This is a genomic window from Ruegeria sp. BHSC276 (genome assembly GCF_059612945.1).
This window is the reverse complement of the sequence record NZ_JBXWRP010000001.1, coordinates 313137-331529: the sequence shown is the minus strand read 5'-3', so window position 1 is coordinate 331529 and position 18393 is coordinate 313137. Positions and strand designations below refer to the sequence as shown.

Annotated in this window: 18 protein-coding genes; 11 read left to right on the top strand and 7 right to left on the bottom strand. The window is 64.2% G+C overall.

The window, feature by feature from the left end; all coding sequences use genetic code 11:
* Nucleotides 1-54 precede the first annotated feature (54 nt).
* Nucleotides 55-2505, bottom strand: a complete 2451-nt coding sequence (hrpB, locus tag AC2FMD_RS01670) for an ATP-dependent helicase HrpB (protein ID WP_496794582.1) — start codon at nucleotides 2503-2505, stop codon at nucleotides 55-57.
* A gap of 126 nt (nucleotides 2506-2631) precedes the next feature.
* Between hrpB and meaB the strand changes: the two genes are divergently transcribed.
* The 6 genes from meaB to AC2FMD_RS01640 all read left to right on the top strand — a co-directional run bounded on the left by meaB (nucleotide 2632) and on the right by AC2FMD_RS01640 (nucleotide 6689).
* Nucleotides 2632-3609, top strand: a complete 978-nt coding sequence (gene meaB, locus AC2FMD_RS01665; protein WP_496681660.1) for a methylmalonyl Co-A mutase-associated GTPase MeaB — start codon at nucleotides 2632-2634, stop codon at nucleotides 3607-3609.
* Nucleotides 3610-3755: 146 nt separating this feature from the next.
* On the top strand, nucleotides 3756-4907 hold the full coding sequence (locus AC2FMD_RS01660; protein ID WP_496794581.1) for a Hint domain-containing protein: 1152 nt from the start codon (nucleotides 3756-3758) through the stop codon (nucleotides 4905-4907).
* Nucleotides 4908-5065: 158 nt separating this feature from the next.
* A complete protein-coding gene (gene rpmB / locus AC2FMD_RS01655) occupies nucleotides 5066-5353 on the top strand; it encodes a 50S ribosomal protein L28 (protein WP_040634222.1) in 288 nt (95 codons plus the stop codon).
* A 172-nt stretch (nucleotides 5354-5525) separates the two neighbouring features.
* Nucleotides 5526-5699, top strand: a complete 174-nt coding sequence (locus AC2FMD_RS01650) for a hypothetical protein (protein WP_496794580.1) — start codon at nucleotides 5526-5528, stop codon at nucleotides 5697-5699.
* An 88-nt stretch (nucleotides 5700-5787) separates the two neighbouring features.
* Nucleotides 5788-6177, top strand: coding sequence for a hypothetical protein (locus tag AC2FMD_RS01645; protein WP_496712089.1), 390 nt, complete (start codon nucleotides 5788-5790; stop codon nucleotides 6175-6177).
* A 44-nt stretch (nucleotides 6178-6221) separates the two neighbouring features.
* The gene (locus tag AC2FMD_RS01640) at nucleotides 6222-6689 is read left to right on the top strand and encodes a copper chaperone PCu(A)C (protein ID WP_496743372.1); all 468 of its coding nucleotides are present in this window, start codon (nucleotides 6222-6224) and stop codon (nucleotides 6687-6689) included.
* 80 nt (nucleotides 6690-6769) lie between these two features.
* Here AC2FMD_RS01640 and AC2FMD_RS01635 read toward each other — a convergent pair whose 3' ends face one another.
* Both AC2FMD_RS01635 and AC2FMD_RS01630 read right to left on the bottom strand, forming a co-directional pair.
* Nucleotides 6770-7378, bottom strand: coding sequence for an HdeD family acid-resistance protein (locus AC2FMD_RS01635; RefSeq protein ID WP_496681669.1), 609 nt, complete (start codon nucleotides 7376-7378; stop codon nucleotides 6770-6772).
* A gap of 52 nt (nucleotides 7379-7430) precedes the next feature.
* Nucleotides 7431-8126: an NAD-dependent deacylase gene (locus tag AC2FMD_RS01630; protein WP_496743371.1), complete on the bottom strand. Its 696-nt coding sequence runs from the start codon at nucleotides 8124-8126 to the stop codon at nucleotides 7431-7433.
* Between the two features lie 27 nt (nucleotides 8127-8153).
* Between AC2FMD_RS01630 and AC2FMD_RS01625 the strand changes: the two genes are divergently transcribed.
* Nucleotides 8154-8597, top strand: coding sequence for a low molecular weight protein-tyrosine-phosphatase (locus tag AC2FMD_RS01625; protein WP_496743370.1), 444 nt, complete (start codon nucleotides 8154-8156; stop codon nucleotides 8595-8597).
* On the opposite strand, the gene AC2FMD_RS01620 is transcribed toward AC2FMD_RS01625, so the two are convergent.
* From AC2FMD_RS01620 to AC2FMD_RS01610, 3 genes are all read right to left on the bottom strand, one after another.
* Nucleotides 8594-9547: a LysR family transcriptional regulator gene (locus AC2FMD_RS01620; RefSeq protein ID WP_496794579.1), complete on the bottom strand. Its 954-nt coding sequence runs from the start codon at nucleotides 9545-9547 to the stop codon at nucleotides 8594-8596. The two genes, AC2FMD_RS01625 and AC2FMD_RS01620, sit on opposite strands and share 4 nt — an antisense overlap.
* A 71-nt stretch (nucleotides 9548-9618) precedes the next feature.
* Nucleotides 9619-9936 (bottom strand): hypothetical protein, encoded by a 318-nt coding sequence (locus tag AC2FMD_RS01615; protein WP_496681681.1) that lies wholly within the window; start codon nucleotides 9934-9936, stop codon nucleotides 9619-9621.
* 38 nt (nucleotides 9937-9974) lie between these two features.
* Nucleotides 9975-11021: a Hint domain-containing protein gene (locus tag AC2FMD_RS01610; protein ID WP_496743367.1), complete on the bottom strand. Its 1047-nt coding sequence runs from the start codon at nucleotides 11019-11021 to the stop codon at nucleotides 9975-9977.
* Nucleotides 11022-11169: 148 nt separating this feature from the next.
* Here AC2FMD_RS01610 and lepA point away from each other — a divergent pair, with 148 nt between their 5' ends.
* From lepA to AC2FMD_RS01590, 4 genes are all read left to right on the top strand, one after another.
* On the top strand, nucleotides 11170-12969 hold the full coding sequence (lepA, locus tag AC2FMD_RS01605; RefSeq protein WP_496794578.1) for a translation elongation factor 4: 1800 nt from the start codon (nucleotides 11170-11172) through the stop codon (nucleotides 12967-12969).
* 31 nt (nucleotides 12970-13000) lie between these two features.
* Nucleotides 13001-13771 carry a hypothetical protein gene (locus tag AC2FMD_RS01600; RefSeq protein WP_496794577.1) on the top strand — a complete coding sequence of 257 codons (771 nt, stop codon included), beginning with the start codon at nucleotides 13001-13003 and terminating at the stop codon, nucleotides 13769-13771.
* Nucleotides 13772-14196: 425 nt separating this feature from the next.
* Nucleotides 14197-14439, top strand: coding sequence for a PA2433 domain-containing protein (locus AC2FMD_RS01595; RefSeq protein ID WP_496743362.1), 243 nt, complete (start codon nucleotides 14197-14199; stop codon nucleotides 14437-14439).
* 116 nt (nucleotides 14440-14555) lie between these two features.
* Nucleotides 14556-14870 (top strand): hypothetical protein, encoded by a 315-nt coding sequence (locus AC2FMD_RS01590; RefSeq protein ID WP_490360453.1) that lies wholly within the window; start codon nucleotides 14556-14558, stop codon nucleotides 14868-14870.
* Nucleotides 14871-14975: 105 nt separating this feature from the next.
* Here the strand turns inward: AC2FMD_RS01590 and carB are convergent, their stop codons facing one another.
* Nucleotides 14976-18329, bottom strand: coding sequence for a carbamoyl-phosphate synthase large subunit (gene carB / locus AC2FMD_RS01585; protein ID WP_496688504.1), 3354 nt, complete (start codon nucleotides 18327-18329; stop codon nucleotides 14976-14978).
* Nucleotides 18330-18393: the final 64 nt, after the last annotated feature.

The following is an 18393-nucleotide window of genomic DNA, read 5'->3' as shown; positions in this document are numbered from 1 at the left end:
TTTTTGTTGTTCTGCCTTCAGGACGGCGAGAGATATCAACCTGACAGATGGTATTCAAGCACCCCTGCGTTTGGCCCGCAGGGTCGGGTCGGCCTGGGTCGGGTCCTCGGGCCAGGGGTGCTTGGGGTATTGCGCACGCATGTCCTTGCGTACATCTGCATAGGACCCGGCCCAGAACCCCGGCAGGTCGCGGGTGATCTGGATCGGGCGTTGCGCGGGGGACAGAAGGGTGACCTTCAGCGGCTCGCCCCCCACCATCGGGTGCTGGGTAACCCCGAACATCTCCTGCAGGCGGACCGCGATCTCGGGCACCGCTTTGCCATAGTCGATCGGGACCTTGCGCCCCAGTGGCGTGACAAAGGCCGGGGGCGCGCGGCGGTCCAGTTCCTGCATCTGGTCCCAACTCAGCCGCGCCTGAAGGGCGGGCAGCAGGTCGAACCGTTTCCAATCCTCGGCGCTGCGCACGCCGGTCAGCATCGGCAGCAGCCAGTCCTCGAGCGTTGCCATCAGCACGCTTTCCGAGAAATCGGGCAGGTCGACGCCTGCCGCCCGCACCAGCTCGACCCGCGCGGCCAGTCGCGCAGCCTTGCCCTCCAGCCTCAGGCCCAGATCGCGCACGCCGTCTAGCATCGCGCGGGCCACGGACTCGTCGGACACGTCCTTCCAGATGCGGTCATCGAGCACCAGCGCACCGAACCGTTCCTGCCGCCGGGCCACCACCCGGCGGTCCCGTTTCGACCAAGCGCAGGTCTCGACCCATTCGATCTGGTCGGCGAACAACGCGCGGATCTCGGCTTCGGTAATCTGCGCGGCCATGCGCAGCCGGGCTTCGCGCGGGTTGCCGTCAGTGTCGATTGCCACCAGATACGGCGCTGCGGCCAGCGGGTCGCCGGGGGCCATCACCACGCCCTTGCCGCCCGACAGCACATAGCGCGGCGCGTCGCCCTTGCGCCTCTGCCCGACCCGGTCGGGATAGGCCAGCGCGGCCATCGCCGCCGGGCCCAGCGGGTCGCCTTCAGTCTTGATCTGGCCGCGCAGCCGCTTCGCCTCGGACCGGATCCGGTCCAGAACGCCGGGATTGGCGGGCCAGACCCGGTTGCGCTGGTAGGCGCGCGGATCGCGCAGCGCCTCGAGCCGCAGCGACAGATCCACCGGCGCGCCCTTCAAAGGGTCGCGCTCGGCCATCAGGGCGGCAAGCGGGGCGGCCTGCGCGCCGGCCGTGACCAGCATGTGCCCTAGCCGCGGATGCAGCGGCAGGCCAGCCAGTGCGCGGCCATGTTCGGTGATCCGGCCCTTGCCGTCCAACGCGCCCAGCATCCGCAGCAGCGCGCGCGCCTCGGCCAGCGCCCCCTCGGGCGGTGGTTTCACAAAGGCCAGATCCTGCGGCTCGGCCCCCCACAGGGCCAGTTCCAGCGCAAGTCCGGTCAGGTCGGCGGCCTCGATCTCGGCGGGTGGAAAGGCGGGCAGGGCGCCTTCCTCACCCTTGGACCACAGGCGAAAGCACAGCCCTTCGGCCACGCGGCCCGCGCGGCCCGCGCGTTGGGTCGCCTCGGCGCGTGTGACGCGCTCGGTCACCAGCCGCGACATGCCCGAGCCCAGATCGAACCGCGCGCGGCGGGCCTGTCCCATGTCCACTACCACCCGGATGTCCGGAATGGTCAGCGAGGTCTCGGCGATCGAGGTGGCCAGCACCACCTTGCGCCCGGTCTCGGCAGGCGCAAGGGCGGCGCGCTGGGCGGCAAAGGGCAGGGCGCCGAACAGCGGCCGGATCGCGCAATCGCCGGGCAGCCGGCCGGCCAGCGCGGCCTCGGCCCGGCGGATCTCGCCCTCGCCGGGCAGGAACACCAGAATGCCGCCGCCGGTAGCGCGGGTCTCACGCTCGGCCTGAACCACCAGGTCGACCAACGCGTCCAGCCGCCGCGCCTGCGGGCCCAGCGGGCGGTCCAGCCAGCGGGTCTGAACCGGAAAACTGCGCCCTTCGGATGTCACCAGCGGCGCGTCCATCAACCGCGCCACCGGATCGGCATCCAGAGTGGCCGACATCGCCAGCAGGATCAGGTCGTCGCGCAGCGCACCGGCGACCTCGAGACACAGGGCCAGCCCCAGATCGGCGTTCAAAGAGCGTTCGTGGAATTCGTCGAAGATCACCGCACCCACACCGGGCAGGTCGGGTTCGGATTGCAGCATCCGGGTCAGGATGCCTTCGGTCACCACCTCGATCCGGGTGGCTTTCGACACTTTCGCCTCGCCCCGCACGCGATAGCCGACGGTCTGGCCCGCGCGTTCGCCCAGTGTCTCGGCCATGCGTTCGGCGGCGGCGCGGGCGGCCAGCCGCCGCGGTTCCAGCATCACGATCCGCCCGTCGCACAGGCCGGCGTCGCGCATCGCCAGCGGCACGCGCGTGGTCTTGCCGGCGCCGGGCGGGGCCTGCAGCACTGCGCGGCCGCGCGCGCGCAGCGCGGCGATCAGGTCGGGCAGGGCATCGTCGATCGGTAGACGGGTCATGCCGCCTTATCGCCAAAGCCCCGTCCAAGGTCCAGAACGCCTGCGTCAAATCCCGCGCGCGGCGGTACTGGACAAACTCGGCCCATCCCCGTCATCTAGGGCAGATTTCGACGAAGGACCCCGCCCATGACCACAGCCGAGCTCGCCGACAGGATCCTCAAAGGCGACCGCCGGGCGCTGGCCCGCGCGATCACCCTTGTCGAAAGCACCCGCGCCGATCACCGCGCCCAAACGGCGCAGCTGCTCGACGCTCTGTCGGGCGCCGGGCGGCAGGCGCTGCGCATCGGCCTGTCGGGAACGCCGGGGGTAGGCAAATCCACCTTCATCGAGAGTTTCGGCATGATGCTGATCGGGCAGGGACTGCGGGTGGCGGTTCTGGCGGTCGATCCCAGCTCGGCCCGGTCCGGCGGCTCGATCCTAGGCGACAAGACCCGGATGGAACGCCTCAGCCGCGAGCCGAACGCCTTCATCCGCCCCTCACCCAGCCAGAGCCACCTAGGCGGCGTCGCCCGCCGCACGCGCGAGGCCATCGCCCTGTGCGAGGCGGCCGGGTTCGACGTGGTGCTGATCGAAACGGTGGGCGTGGGCCAGTCGGAGACCGTGGTGTCGGAAATGTCTGACCTGTTCCTTCTGTTGTTGGCCCCGGCCGGCGGGGACGAATTGCAGGGCGTCAAGCGGGGCATCATGGAGATGGCCGACATGATCCTTGTGAACAAGGCCGACGGCGACCTGAAAGCCACCGCTACCCGCACCTGCGCCGATTATGCCGGGGCGCTGCGCCTGCTGCGTAAACGCCCGCAGGACCCCGAGGGATTTCCCAAGGCGATGACAGTCTCGGCGGTCGAGGAGCGCGGCCTGGACCAGGCCTGGGCCGAGATGCAGGCCGTGGCCGACTGGCGCAAACAGAACGGGCATTGGGATGCCAACCGCGCCGAACAGGCCCGCTATTGGTTCGACCAAGAGGTGCGTCACGCCCTGCTCGCCAAGCTGGAGACCCCGCGGGCCCGGTCCGAGATGGATCGGCTGGGCGCCGAGGTCGGGGCAGGGCGGCTCAGCCCCTCGGCCGCGGCTGAACGGATGTTGCAGGCGCTTGCGCAGATCTAGGCGCCCTGTGGGCGCGGCAACGAAAGCTTTGTGCAGCAGCGTGTTGTCATGTAGCCTGAACGCGAAAACCGAGGCCGGCCGGCTGCATTGGACAGGGCGCCATATCTTGCACGCAGGACGGGCAAACGCGACGGGACGGGCCGACCATGCCCAATATCAACGGGACGAATGGCAACGACAATATCGATGTCAGCAATGACAGCGGCACGCTGAACGGCTCTCCGCAAGGCAGCCCGATCGACGGCATTCGCGCGCGTGGCGGCAATGATGTCGTGACCGTTTCCAACAGTACGATTTCTGGTTCGGTGCGCGGCAATGCCGGGATCGACACGCTGATGATCGTCAACAGCGCCATTGGCGGTCGCCTGACCGCCGGTGCCGACGACGACACCGTGACGGTGCAAGGTTCGACCATCGGCAACATTCGCCTCGGCAGTGGCAATGACACGTTGACGCTGCAGGCAACCTCGGTGTCCGGCGACATCCAGGGCGGGTCGGGTAGCGATACGCTCAACTTGCCGGCCGGGACGGTCGTCACCGACAGCAGCTTTGGCACGTTCACTGTCGTCGATGGCACCAGCTATTCTCTGACCAGCGGATCCTTCGTCCTGCCATCCGGCCAGACGATCACCTATTCGCAGTTCGAAAACGGATCCGGCGTCCCCTGTTTCACCCGTGGCGCGCGCATCCTGACACCGCATGGTCCGGTGCCCATCCAGAACCTGCGCCTTGGGCAGCTGGTCCGGACCGATTCGGGCTGCGACCAGCCGATCCGCTGGATCGGATGTCGCGCGTTCAGCGCGACCGAAATCCGGGCAAACCCTAAGCTGGCCCCGGTGCGGATCCTTGCCGGTGCGCTTGGGGCCGGGCTGCCTGCGCGCGATCTGCTTGTGTCTCGGCAGCACCGGATGCTGGTCCAGTCCCCCATCGCGCGGCGCATGTTCGGGCAGGATCAGGTGTTGATCCCCGCCATCAGGCTGACGGCGCTGCCGGGCATCTTCGTCGATGACGCCATTCCGGGGGTGGAGTATTTCCACCTGCTGTTCGACCAGCACCGAATCGTGTTTGCCGAGGGCGCTCCGACCGAAAGCCTGTTCACCGGCCCCGAGGCGCTGCGGTCGCTGGGCGCGAAAGCGCGAGAAGAGATCCTCGCCATCTTTCCGCAACTGGCAGGCGGGGTTCACGTGTCGAACCCGGCCCGCACCATTCCACGCGGGCGCCAGCAGGCCCGATTAATCGCGCGGCACCTGCGCAACGCAAAACCGTTGCTGGCCGAAAACTGGGGTGCGGGGACATGATCGGGAGGGGGAGCAAAGATTTCGCGCTACCCGTCTTGACCCTTGAAGCGATTCCCACTAAACGCATCCAACCAGTTTTCGGGCGCGACTTCGGGTTGCGCCCCTTGTGATTTGGCCGCGTGCAGCAGCCCGGCCCACCAGAAACAAAGGATGAAACCATGTCGCGCCGTTGCGAACTGACCGGAAAAGGCCCGATGACTGGCAACAATGTCAGCCACGCCAACAACAAAACCAAGCGTCGCTTTCTGCCCAACCTGAACGACGTGACCCTGCAGTCTGAAACGCTGGGTCGCGGCGTCAAGCTGCGCATCTCGGCGGCTGCCCTGCGCTCGGTCGACCACCGCGGTGGTCTGGACGCCTTCCTGGCCAAGGCCAAGGATGAGGATCTGTCCCCGAACGCACTGAAAGTGAAGAAGGAAATCGCCAAGGCACAAGCCTCGGCCTGATTTCCCCACAGGTCTTGTTTTCAGCCCCCGTGCCTGTTGGCGCGGGGGCTCTTCGTTGCGCAGACATCTTTGTACGGGTTTGGGCCTTCGCGAGCGCGCATCCTTGACGCCAAACAATTTCGCGTCAAACGGTGAAATTGTTCACATACAATGCGCGAGAATCTTCTTAAGCATGTACGTATTGCAGCGGCGGAGCGATGAAATGTCTGCGAAAACCTCCAAATTTCTTTCAGTCCTTTCGACAATTCTGGTCGAGTCGGTATCCATTTGCACCCGGATGCAACGGCGGGTGAACCGCCTGCACACAGGCCTGACGACCCAGCGCGACGACCGCGATTTTTTCTGACCTCCCTGACAACTGGACACGGGGCAGCCCATTTTTTGGCCGCCCCGTTTTTTTGCAGCGCCAAACTGTCTCAGGCGGGTCAATCCCCTTGTCGGATTTCCTCGATCGCGCCTATACCTCGGGCGAGATGACCCGGACCCTGCGTACGATCCTGCCGATTGCCCTGTCGCTGCTTCTTGCGCTGACAGCACAGAGCGTTGCCGCCTCGCGCGGCATGGACAGGGCCGTGGGGCAGATGGTGCTGTGTACCGGCACGGGGCCGGTCGTGGTCTACATGGACGAAAACGGCCAGCCGACCAAGGCGCCGCATTATTGCCCGGACTATGCTCTCAGTCTTCTGGGGGCGGTGTTTGCCGACCAGCTACCGCATCCTCTTGCGCCGGATCGGGTCCAGCCCGGCCCGCTGCGCGGAACCTCTGATTTGGTGGTCGCGCTGGTCCACGGTCAATCGGCCAGGGGGCCTCCGATCCGCGCCTGAGATCGTTTCCAAAACATTCAGACACGTTTCAAGGAGAGGCCCAAATGCGCTTCCAATCCACTTTTCTGGCCACTTTGGCTGCTACCGTCTTGTCCACCGCCGCTTTTGCCGACAGCATCATCTCGGTCGAGGATGCTTATGCCCGATCCTCGGGCATGAACGCCAAGGCCGGTGCGGCATTCATGATGATCAAGAACACCGGCGACACCGATGACCGGTTGGTTTCGGCCCAGTCGGACGTCGCCGCGCGGGTCGAGCTGCACACGCACAAGATCGACGAGAACGGCGTCGCCAAGATGATGCAGGTCGAGGAAGGCTTTGCCATCCTGGCCGGCGAAGCCCACATGCTGCAACGTGGCGGCGACCACGTGATGTTCATGGGGATCAAAAAGCCGTTCGAGCAGGGTGCAAAAATTCCGGTCACGCTGGTGTTCGAGCAGGCCGGCGAGGTGCAGGTCGAGATCCCAGTCGATCTCGAGCGCCAGGACGGTCACATGAAGCATTCGAACTGACGGCACGCCTGTCTTCGGGCTGCGCTGCGGCCGTCATCCATGCGTCAGGCCGGGCAATGCCCGGCCTGCTTGCGTAGGACCTATCTGTTGACGGTGCGGATGGTCACCCGATCGCCCGCGCGCTTGAACCGGGCCGCCATGAACAGCATGACCGCGGCGAAAGCCAGCGCGGAAAAGGCGATGGCCCAGCCCAACGCCACCAGCCCGCTGCCGGGCCAGAAGATCAGCACCAGCCCGATCACCAGCGCCACAAGGCCCGAGTTGCGTACCGTGGCTCGCTCGGGGTCCAGCGGGTGCATCTGACCCAGCGACATCAGCGACCCGATGCCGATGATCAGCGCCCAGGCCCCCAGCAGGAAGAACGCCAGTCTGGCGGTGCCCTCGGGCCAGATCAGCAGGACCAGCCCGATCAGCACCGCGCCGAAACCCGCACCGCCGATCAACCCGCGCCGGCCAAAGCCCAGCAGCGTCAGCCCGCCATCGAGGATCAGCAGAACACCCACCAGCCGCAGCAGCAGCGCGATGCTGCCGGTAGGCCAGAACAGCGCCGCGATGCCCACCGCCCCCGCCAGCAACCCGCGCAACAGGAAGGTCCACCACAGGTCAGCAAGGGTTTCCCCTAGCGCTGCACGCCCATCCAGCGCGCCGTCATCCAAGACCTCGCCCTGCGGCCTGTCCGGTTCGGTCATTGCAAACTCCCTGTCTGGTTTGGTTCAGCATAGCCTGCGGGGCGGCCTCAAGTCACCTCTGAGCCAACAGGAGATCGACCCAGTGCGGCACCACCTGCGTTGCCGGTCCGAACAGGGTCTCGTCGAAACTGGATACGCCTGCCGAGGGCTCCAGGTTCAGCTCGACCGTTCGCGCGCCGGCGGCGATCGCCTCGTGTACGAAGGCCGCGGCCGGGTAGACCTGTCCCGAGGTGCCGATGGCCGCGAAGATATCGGCCTGCGCCAGGTGGCCATAGATCTGATCCATGAAATACGGCATCTCGCCGAACCACACGATATCGGGCCGCGCGGTCGGAGCGGTGCAGACGGGGCAGGGTTCATCCACAGCCATTTTGGCCGGGGCGGGCCAGCGGTGGCCACAGGCCGCGCAGAGCGCGCCCGCCAACGTGCCGTGCATGTGGATCACGCCTGACGCGCCCCCGGCTTCGTGAAGGCCATCCACGTTCTGCGTCACGATCACCACCTCGCCGGGCCAGTCGCGCTGCAGCCGGGCCAGCGCCCGGTGGGCCGCGTTCGGCTGCGCCTGCGCCGCCTGCACCCTGCGCGCGTTGTAGAAGGCGTGAACCAGCGCGGGGTCGCGGGCAAAGCCCTCGGGAGTGGCCACGTCCTCGATCCGGTGTTGCGCCCACAGCCCGCCTTCGTCGCGAAAGGTGCCCAGCCCGCTTTCGGCCGAAATCCCGGCCCCGGTCAAAATCACGATCTTTCCCATCCGCCCTCCGCGCGCTACACCCGAGTCATGTCACAGCGTATCCTGTTTGTCTGCCTCGGCAATATCTGCCGCTCGCCCGCCGCTGAGGGCGTTTTCCGCGCCCGCGCGCACCACCACGCCGCCGACAGCGCCGGCACCTCGGACTGGCATGTGGGCGATCCGCCCTATGTCCCAATTCAGCGCGCAGCCCGTGCCCGTGGGCTGAACCTGAGTGACCTACGCGCGCGACAGTTCATTGCCGCCGATTTCGACCGGTTCGACCTGATCGTCGGGATGGATGACGGCAACATCGCCAAGATCGAAGCGCTTCGCCCGGCGGGCAATGAAACCCCGGTGCGCCTGCTGACCGATTTCGCGGCCCAGACCGGTGCCGATCATGTGCCCGATCCGTACTATACGCGCGACTTCGACGGCGCGCTGGATCTGATCGAAACCGCCGTCGACGGGCTGATCGCGTATCTGGACGCCTAACCGCCGATCACCCTGAACTGCCCGGACAGCCAGGGCAGACGGGTCAGGCAAGGGCCGATCATCTGGCTCTGCATCAGGTGGCGGGTCATGCCGGCCACCTCGCGCGGGACCTGATCGGACCAGTCGGACCGGGTGAACAGGGAAATCCTGCGCGACGCCGTGCCGAACGGGGCGGGGTGCACCTCGAGCCCGTCATGGAACCGGGCGGCCCGCATGTAACCCAGCGGCGTGGTGATTGCCCAGCCCAGCCCGCGCGCGACCATCGCCATCAGCGCCAGGTGCGAGCCGATCTCGAACCGGTCCTCGAACTCAAGCTGCGCGCGGGCCAGATGGCTTTCGATCTGGCGGCTGATCAGCTGTTCGCGCGCGTAGCGCAAAAACGGAAGGGATCGCAGGGCTTCCTCGTCCACAGCGCTGCCGTTGGGCGCCACAAGGATGAACGGGTCCTGCACCAGCGGATATTCGACCACGTCCTCCAGAACCTCGCCGCTGTGAGCCGATACGGCCATGTGCAGGCTCTGGTCTTCGAGCGCGCGGAACAGATCCAGGCTGGACAGGGTGATCAACTTGAACCGCGACCGGGTCAGACGCTCGGCCAGAAGCGTGGCCAGGCGAGGGGTCAGGTCATTGTCGAAATCGTCGATCAGCCCGATCGACAGGGTTGTCAAATGGCCCAGGTCCATGACCGAAAGCTCGCTTTGGGCCATCTGCAGCTCGGCCAGAACCGCCTCGGCCCGGGCCAGAAAGCTGCGCCCGGCGGGTGTCAGGCGCATGGGGCGGCGGCCGTGATCGACCAGATCGGTGCCTAACGCCTTTTCCAGATTGCGCAACTGCTGGCTGACCGACGGCTGGCTGAGCCCCGTGATCTCGGCGGCCTGCGCCACCGAACCGGTCCGCGCAAGGGCCGCAAATACTTCCAGCCCACGCAGGGTCAGCCCCTTCATTCCCATGCAACACACCTTTCGCTGCGCCATTCCTGCGGTTCGGCACAGGTCAGGTCAAGCACTGGCCCGTTGCCCTCCTAGCTGCAACTGGCCTGAGCGACCTGCCCAAAGGCCTGATACCGTTCCCACAAAGCATCGTCGCGGGCGCTTTTCGACATTTTGATTGCCTGCGCCTGGTTCGGGTCGGTAAACCATTTGGCGATGGTTTTTTGGTCGCTGCGGGTCAGCACCTGGTCGGCGACGCTCTGGATGCAGTTGCACCGTTGCCGTGTCGCGGCGGTGCGGTCCGACGCCAGACAGGCCCGTTTGATCTGCGCCGCGTCGGACATGGCCGGCGCCACCGCCGTCAGCGTCGATGCGCAAACCGCAATCAATAGGAAGTGTTTCATGCTCATGCCTCGCTTTGCCTGCCCGGAGAGGTCTTGCGCCTCTCTCAGCTGCGCGCAGTATGAATCAAACCTCGATCCCGATCAACACGCATCATCTCATGCATCAGCGTCGCGCCTTCGCGACGGGTCAGAGCAGGCCGGGCAATTGCCATGCGCGCAGCCCCATCGAGGTCAGGGAAGAACAGCGCATCTGGCGTGCCCGACTGCGCCGCCGATACCAGCAGGCTTTCGGAAAGGGCGCCGTTGGCGCGTACGATGGCGTGCCGGTCCAGCATGAAATGGTGATACGTCACCGTGAGGGCCGGCGACAGCGCAGCAGCGCCCGCGTCGACAAGGCTGATGGCCGGCACGAAAACCTGATCCATCCCGAACATCAACTCAACCGACGGATGCGCAACCAAAAGCCGGTGCTGCTGCGACACGCACAGCGGAGCCGTATTGTCCAAGGTTCCCGCTGGTATCGTTACCATGCGGAACCGTCCGGCGGCGATCACGCTCTGCCGACCGACCCACTGCACCGGCTGACACCCGTGATCCAGCGTCCAAACCCGGTCGCCCACGGCAAGATTCTCGACCGCGATCTGGCCGCGCTCGGTCTCGATCAGGGTGCCGGGCGCATAGCAGATCGGGGTGACATAGGCGCTGGAGTCGAAATTGGGTCCTTCCTGGGCGCTGATCACCGTCAGCGGGACGCCCGCGGGCGGAAAACTTCCGGGCCCGCCGATGAAGGCCAACCCCTCGACAGTGGCAAAGCTGGGCGATGAGTTGTTCACGTTGAACCCGACCGCCTGCCAGGTATTGGTCCCGTCGGTCACGGTGATTCCGTATTCCGCCTCGACCCGCGTGCCGTTGGAATACAAGGTCCCGTCGATGGTCTGGTCGCCGTTCAGCCGCTGGTTGCCGTCATTGTCGCGGAAATCGGTGTCGGCGCCGGCATCGGTGATGAATATTTCGGTCGGGTCGACCGTGTTGAAGGTGATCGTCTGTCCCACCAGGTGCGAGCCGTCCCCCTGGGTGACGCCGTCCAACTGTTCGCCGCCCGAGATGGTCATCTGCGACTCGCCCAAAACGTAGATCGAATAGTCCGCCATGTCCTGCCTTCACGCCTCGCCCGGTGCCGCAGCTTCGCCTGTCAGTCCCAACAACGGGTAAACGTCGGTTGCCAAAGTCGCTCCTGACCCCTTCTACCCTGCGCTTCCCTGCTTGACGAGGTGACAATCTGCGGACATATCCCCCTTCATGACAGACCTCGCTCATATCCGCAATTTCTCCATCGTCGCGCATATCGACCATGGCAAATCCACCCTTGCCGACCGGCTCATCCAAGAGACCGGAACGGTGCAGGATCGTGACATGAAGGAACAGCTGCTCGACAGCATGGATATCGAGCGCGAGCGCGGCATCACCATCAAGGCCAACACGGTCCGCATCGACTATACCGCCGACAATGGCGAAAAGTACGTGCTGAACCTGATCGACACTCCCGGCCACGTGGACTTCGCCTACGAAGTCAGCCGCTCGATGCGCGCGGTCGAAGGCTCTTTGCTGGTGGTTGACTCGACGCAAGGGGTCGAGGCGCAGACGCTGGCCAATGTCTATCAGGCCATCGACGCCGACCACGAGATCGTGCCGGTGCTGAACAAGATCGACCTGCCGGCCTCCGACTGCGACCGCGTCGCCGAACAGATCGAGGACGTGATCGGCATCGACGCCACCGACGCCATTCAGGTCAGCGCCAAGACGGGGCAGGGCATCCACGAAACGCTTGAGGCGATCGTGCACAAGCTGCCCGCGCCCAAGGGCGAGCGCGACGCGCCGCTCAAGGCGATGCTGGTCGACAGCTGGTATGACTCCTACCTCGGCGTGATCGTCCTTGTGCGCATCATGGACGGCGTTCTGAAAAAAGGGATGCGGGTCAAGTTCATGTCGAATGGCACCCTGCACCATGTCGACCGCGTCGGCGTGTTCCGCCCCGAGATGCAGATGGTCGACAGCTTGGGCCCGGGTGAGATCGGCTTTCTAACCGCCTCGATCAAGCAGGTGCGCGACACCCGCGTCGGCGACACCATCACCAATGACCGCAACGGTGCCGAAACCGCTCTGCCGGGCTTCAAACCCGCGCAGCCGGTGGTGTTCTGCGGCCTCTTCCCCGTGGACAGCGCCGAATTCGAAGACCTGCGCGACGCGATCGAGAAACTGGCCCTCAACGACGCCAGCTTCTCTTTCGAGATGGAAACCTCGGCCGCGCTGGGCTTTGGCTTCCGCTGCGGCTTCCTCGGCCTGCTGCACCTCGAGGTCATCCGCGATCGTATCGAACGCGAATACGATATCGAGCTCATCACCACCGCGCCCAGCGTGATCTATCACGTCTACATGAAAGACGGCGAGATGATCGAGCTGCACAACCCCGCCGACATGCCCGACATGTCCAAGGTCGACCACCTCGAGGAGCCGCGCATCAAGGCCACCATCCTTGTGCCCGACGAATACCTGGGCGACGTGCTGAAACTCTGCCAGGACCGCCGCGGCATCCAGATGGACCTGACCTATGCGGGCAGCCGCGCCATGGTCGTCTATGACCTGCCGCTGAACGAGGTCGTCTTCGACTTCTACGACCGCCTGAAATCGGTGACCAAGGGCTATGCCAGCTTCGACTACCAGATGACCGGCTACCGGCAGGACAATCTGGTCAAGATGTCGATCCTTGTGAATGACGAGCCGGTGGACGCGCTGTCGGTCATGGTCCACCGCGACCGCGCCGAGACCCGCGGCCGCGCCATGTGCGAAAAGCTGAAAGAGCTGATCCCGCGCCACATGTTCAAGATCCCGATCCAGGCGGCCATCGGCGGCAAGGTCATCGCGCGCGAGACCCTATCCGCCCTTCGCAAGGACGTGACCGCGAAGTGTTATGGCGGCGATGCGACGCGGAAACGGAAGCTGCTGGAAAAGCAGAAGGCCGGCAAGAAGAAGATGCGCCAGTTCGGCAAGGTCGACATCCCGCAGGAGGCGTTTATTTCGGCGTTGAAGATGGACAGCTAGCTTCTCGAGAAAACAAACGTTTGCCTGAAAAATGCGCGCGCCCAAGGATCATATTTTTGCCTCCCTCAATAATTGCTTCAAACTTCTTTCTAGTTTGGCAATGGCGGCTACAATATTTTTTTCGGCGTCACTTATTGCACGAGCCACAGGGGCCAATACCCCTCAGTTTCTCGGTGTTCGGATAGATCAACAATATGCAATTTACGCGCTTTTCATTTGTACTGCGCTGCACCTCGGGTTGACGCGGTACATTGTTTACTACTTCCAAATGGCTTGGACTAATCTCTCTAATTCGGAGCGACAAGAGTTGTACTTTTCACTTACCGGTTCAAACCACCTCCTTACGAAGGGCTCGGAGCGGTTTCGTGACAATATCTCGAATGTCGACGGGTTTCTGTCTGTTCGGGTGGGTAAAAATGATCCGCCATCTCTTTTGCACTGGGCAATATTCTTGATCTCTGTCGCCGCCTGTATTCGGTACGAAATGTCCTTTGATTTTGTGTGGACTTTTTTTCTCAGTATGTTGTTGGCGATGGTAAATTGGCAGATCGGTTCAAGTTGGCTTGTAGCACTTGCTGACATTGGTCGAAATGCTGATGAAAGTCTTTATTTCGACTGCGGGCGAAATGCGGGGCCACGGTATTTTGGGGTTTTGAGTGGTCCTTGGCATGGGATGAACAACAATTTGTTCGTTTTCACACTAGTTTCCTTTATTGATGCAGCGTTGCGTATGCTACCTATCTCAGTTGCAGTTTTTATTATTTGGTCGGTTGTAGAGACTTTATTTTGGATTGCGGGCTGAAATTAGTCTCGCTGCAAATTTTGGTTTGAGTACGCTTGTATTGGTGTTGTGATTTTTGGTTCTTGTTTTGCCTTGTTCCAATCAACCAGCAAACGTAGGATGGGTGTTCGCACCCATCACCCAACTCACGCCAGCCGCCCAGCAGCACCGCCGGGACGCGCCGCCCCCCGTCAAACCGAAGGTTTGCCTCCGGCAAAACGGGCGGCGCGTTTGCGGCCCGGGGCTCTGCCCATTCGGCCCTGAAACGGTCCACCGGACCGTTTCCAAGACGGGCCTCACCCCCTCTGGCCGGCGCTGCCCTCACCTCTGCTGACCAACTGCCGCACCCGCGCTTGCCACCAAGCGCGATTTCACCCGACCAAGGTCCGCTGAGCCGGAGAGCGTTTCGTGATACACTCCATCTCTCACCATGGGAGGATATACCGATGAAACATCTGACGATCGCATCCGCACTCTGGCTGTTCGCCGTGCCTGCTTTCGCATCTCAATGCCCCACTGACATCGCCGCCATCAACGCGGCGCTGGCGGCGGGGACCGAGCTCAGCGACGAGCAGGTCGCGCAGGTCGAGGCCCTGCGCGACGAAGGCCAGCAACTGCACGACGCCGGGGATCACCAGGCCTCGGTCGATACGCTGGCCAAGGCCAAGGAAATGCTCGGCCTGAACTGATCCTGCCGCCCGTCGACAAGTCTGGGAGGGGCCTCCCCGCAATGTGAGCCACTTCACAGCCCCGCTGACCCGCACCTGCTAAGGTTGACCCAACGGAAACCAGCGGCGGAGGCCCCATGTCCATGATCCCCATCATCGCGCTTGGATCGGCGGGTCTCTATTCCGTGGCCATGATCTCGATGAAGTTCTGGTGGAAACTTCCCGGCCTCGGGTTGGGGCTGCTGATCGTCGCCACCTTGCTGGCTGCCGCCACGCTGGAACTCGCCGCGCTGCGCGACGAACGGCTGGGCATCATCTATACCGGCATTCTGGGGGCCGAGGTCGTGCTGATCGCCATCGCCTCGTTCTTTCTGTTCGGCGAATCCTTTTCCTACCGCGAGGGGCTGGGCATCACCCTCGTCATCATCGGCACTGCCCTGGCCTGGGCCTGATCCCACCTTGCCGCAACTTGCGCGACACGGGAGCGGGAAGGGCGCCCCGCCGCACGGAGCGCACCAGTTCGGCGTGGTTCTATCGGGCTTTGCCCTTTGCGCGTATCAGCCCTGCAGAGACCTGACTTCTACATCGCCCTCGGCCTGCGCCTTGATGGCCAACGCGGCGGCGTGGCTGGCTGCGGCCGTGGTATAGTAGGGAATCTTGTCATACAAAGCGATCGAGCGGATCGCCTTGCTGTCCTCGATGGCCTGCGCGCCCTCGGTGGTGTTCATCACCAGCTGCACCTGACCGTCCTTCAGCATGTCCACCACGTCGGGGCGGCCTTCATAGACCTTGTTGACCACGTCACAGGGCACGCCCTGGCTGTCCAGCCAGGTCTGCGTGCCGCGCGTTGCGACCAGCGTGAAGCCCTGTTCCACCAGAACCTTCGCCGCCTCCAGCATCAACGCGCCCTTGTCGGCATCCTTGATCGAGATGAAGGCCCGCCCCTTGGAGGGCAGCACCATGCCGGCGCCCAGCTGCGCCTTGAGGAAGGCGCGGGGGAAGTCGCGGTCCCAGCCCATAACCTCGCCGGTCGAGCGCATCTCGGGGCCAAGGATGGTATCGACGCCGGGGAAACGGGCAAAGGGCAGCACCGCCTCTTTCACCGAGAACCAGGGCATGTTCGGGTCGGCCAGGGTCATCTGGTCGGCGATCTCGGTGTCTTGGCCCTCCTTGTAGGGCGGGCGCTGCGGGAAGTTCGACAGCGGCTCGCCCGCCATCACCCGCGCGGCGATCGAGGCAATTGCGCTGTCGGTCGCCTTGGCCACGAAGGGCACGGTGCGGCTGGCGCGCGGGTTGACCTCGATCAGGTAGATCTCGCCATCCTTGATCGCGAACTGCACGTTCATCAGGCCGACCACGTTCAGCGCCTTGGCCAGCTTGTAGGTCTGCTCCTTGATCTCGTCGATGACCTCGGTCGACAGCGAGTAGGGCGGCAGCGAACAGGCCGAGTCGCCGGAATGCACGCCGGCCTCTTCGATATGCTGCATGATGCCGGCCACATGCACATCCTTGCCGTCGCACAGCGCGTCCACGTCCAGCTCGACCGCCCCGGCCAGGTAGCTGTCGAGCAGAACCGGGCTGTCGCCCGAGACGACAACGGCCTCGTTGATGTAGCGCTTCAGCTGATCCATGTCGCGCACGATCTCCATCGCGCGGCCACCCAGAACGTAGGACGGGCGGATCACCAGCGGGAAGCCGATCTCCTCGGCTATTTCCAGCGCTTGCGCGTCGGTCGAGGCGATACCGTTCTTGGGTTGCTTCAGCCCCAGCTGGTTGACCAGCGCCTGGAACCGCTCGCGGTCCTCGGCCAGGTCGATGGCGTCTGGCGAGGTTCCGAGGATCGGGATGCCGGCCTGTTCCAGCGCGTTGGCCAGCTTCAGCGGCGTCTGGCCGCCGAACTGCACGATCACGCCGTGCAGGGTGCCGTTCTCCTGCTCGACCCGCAGAATCTCCATGACGTGTTCAAAGGTCAGCGGCTCGAAATACAGGCGGTCCGAGGTGTCATAGTCGGTCGAAACCGTCTCGGGGTTGCAGTTGACCATGATGGTCTCATACCCGGCATCCGTCAGTGCGAAACAGGCGTGACAGCAGCAATAGTCGAACTCGATCCCCTGACCGATCCGGTTCGGGCCGCCGCCCAGGATGACCACCTTCTTGCGGTCGCTGGGGCGCGCCTCGCATTCGACTTCGCCCATCGTGGGGGCCTCGTAGGTCGAATACATGTAGGGCGTCTGCGCCTCGAACTCGGCGGCGCAGGTGTCGATGCGCTTGAACACCGCCTTGACGCCCAAGTTGTGACGGGCGCGGCGCACGTTGTCCTCGTTGCGGCCGGTCAGCTTGGCCAGACGGGCATCGGTAAAGCCCAGCATCTTGACCGCGCGCAGGCCCTCTTCGGTGACCGGCAGGCCGTTCTTGCGCAGGTCACGTTCGGCCTCGACGATCTCACGGATGCGCGCGAGGAACCACGGATCGAACTTGGTGACCGCCTGGATCTCGTCATCCGACAGCCCGTGCCGCATCGCCTGCGCGATGGTGCGCAGCCGGTCCGGCGTCTGCTGGCTGATCGCCTTGATAACATGCGCCTTGTCGTCGCTGGTTTCGACAGCGCCCCAAGGGCCGATGCTCAGGCCCGGAATTTCGACCTCGTCAAAGCCGGTCAAGCCCGATTCCATCGAAGCCAGCGCCTTTTGCATCGATTCGTGGATCGTGCGCCCAATCGACATCGCCTCGCCCACCGATTTCATCGCGGTGGTCAGGTAGGGTTCAGCGCCCGGGAACTTCTCGAAGGCGAATTTCGGGATCTTGGTGACCACATAGTCGATGGTCGGCTCAAAGCTGGCAGGGGTGACCTTGGTGATGTCATTGTCCAATTCGTCCAGCGTGTAGCCCACCGCCAGCTTGGCCGCGATCTTGGCGATCGGGAAGCCGGTGGCCTTGGACGCCAGCGCCGACGAGCGCGACACGCGCGGGTTCATCTCGATCACGACCATGCGGCCGTCGGCAGGGTTCACTGCCCATTGCACGTTCGAGCCGCCGGTCTCGACCCCGATCTCGCGCAGAACGGCGATCGAGCCGTTGCGCATGATCTGGTATTCCTTGTCGGTCAGGGTCAGGGCAGGGGCCACGGTGATCGAGTCGCCGGTATGCACGCCCATCGGGTCGACGTTTTCGATGGAACAGACGATGATGGCGTTGTCGGCGCTGTCGCGCACCACCTCCATCTCGTATTCCTTCCAGCCCAGAAGGCTTTCGTCGACGAGGATCTGGTTCACGGGCGAGGCATCCATGCCCGAGCGGCAATAATGGATGTAGTCCTCGCGGTTGTAAGCCACCCCACCGCCGGTGCCGCCCAGTGTAAAGGCGGGGCGTATAATCGCGGGCAGGCCGATGTTTTCCAGCTCGTCCAAGGCCATCTGCACGCCGGCATCCAGATCGGCAGAGCCATCGGCCTTTTTTGGAGCGGTGATGATTGTCGCCTTGGGGTTTTCAAGGCCCAGGCGGTCCATCGCCTCGCGGAACAGCTTGCGGTCCTCGGCCATCTCGATGGCCTCGCGCTTGGCCCCGATCATCTCGACGCCGAATTTTTCCAGAATGCCCATCTCTTCCAGCGCCAGCGAGGTGTTCAGGCCGGTCTGACCTCCCATCGTGGGCAGCAGGGCGTCAGGGCGTTCTTTTTCGATGATCTTGGCGACGACCTCGGGCGTGATCGGCTCGATATATGTGGCGTCGGCCAGTTCCGGGTCGGTCATGATCGTGGCGGGGTTCGAGTTCACCAGGATGACCCGATAACCTTCCTCGCGCAGGGCCTTGCAGGCCTGGGCGCCGGAATAGTCGAACTCGCAAGCTTGCCCGATGACAATGGGCCCCGCCCCGATGATCATGATCGACTGGATGTCGGTTCTCTTCGGCATGGCCTGGTCCCTTCGATTTTGCACGAGTCGCGGGCGCCGCCCAAGCGCCCAAATTGTCGTGCGT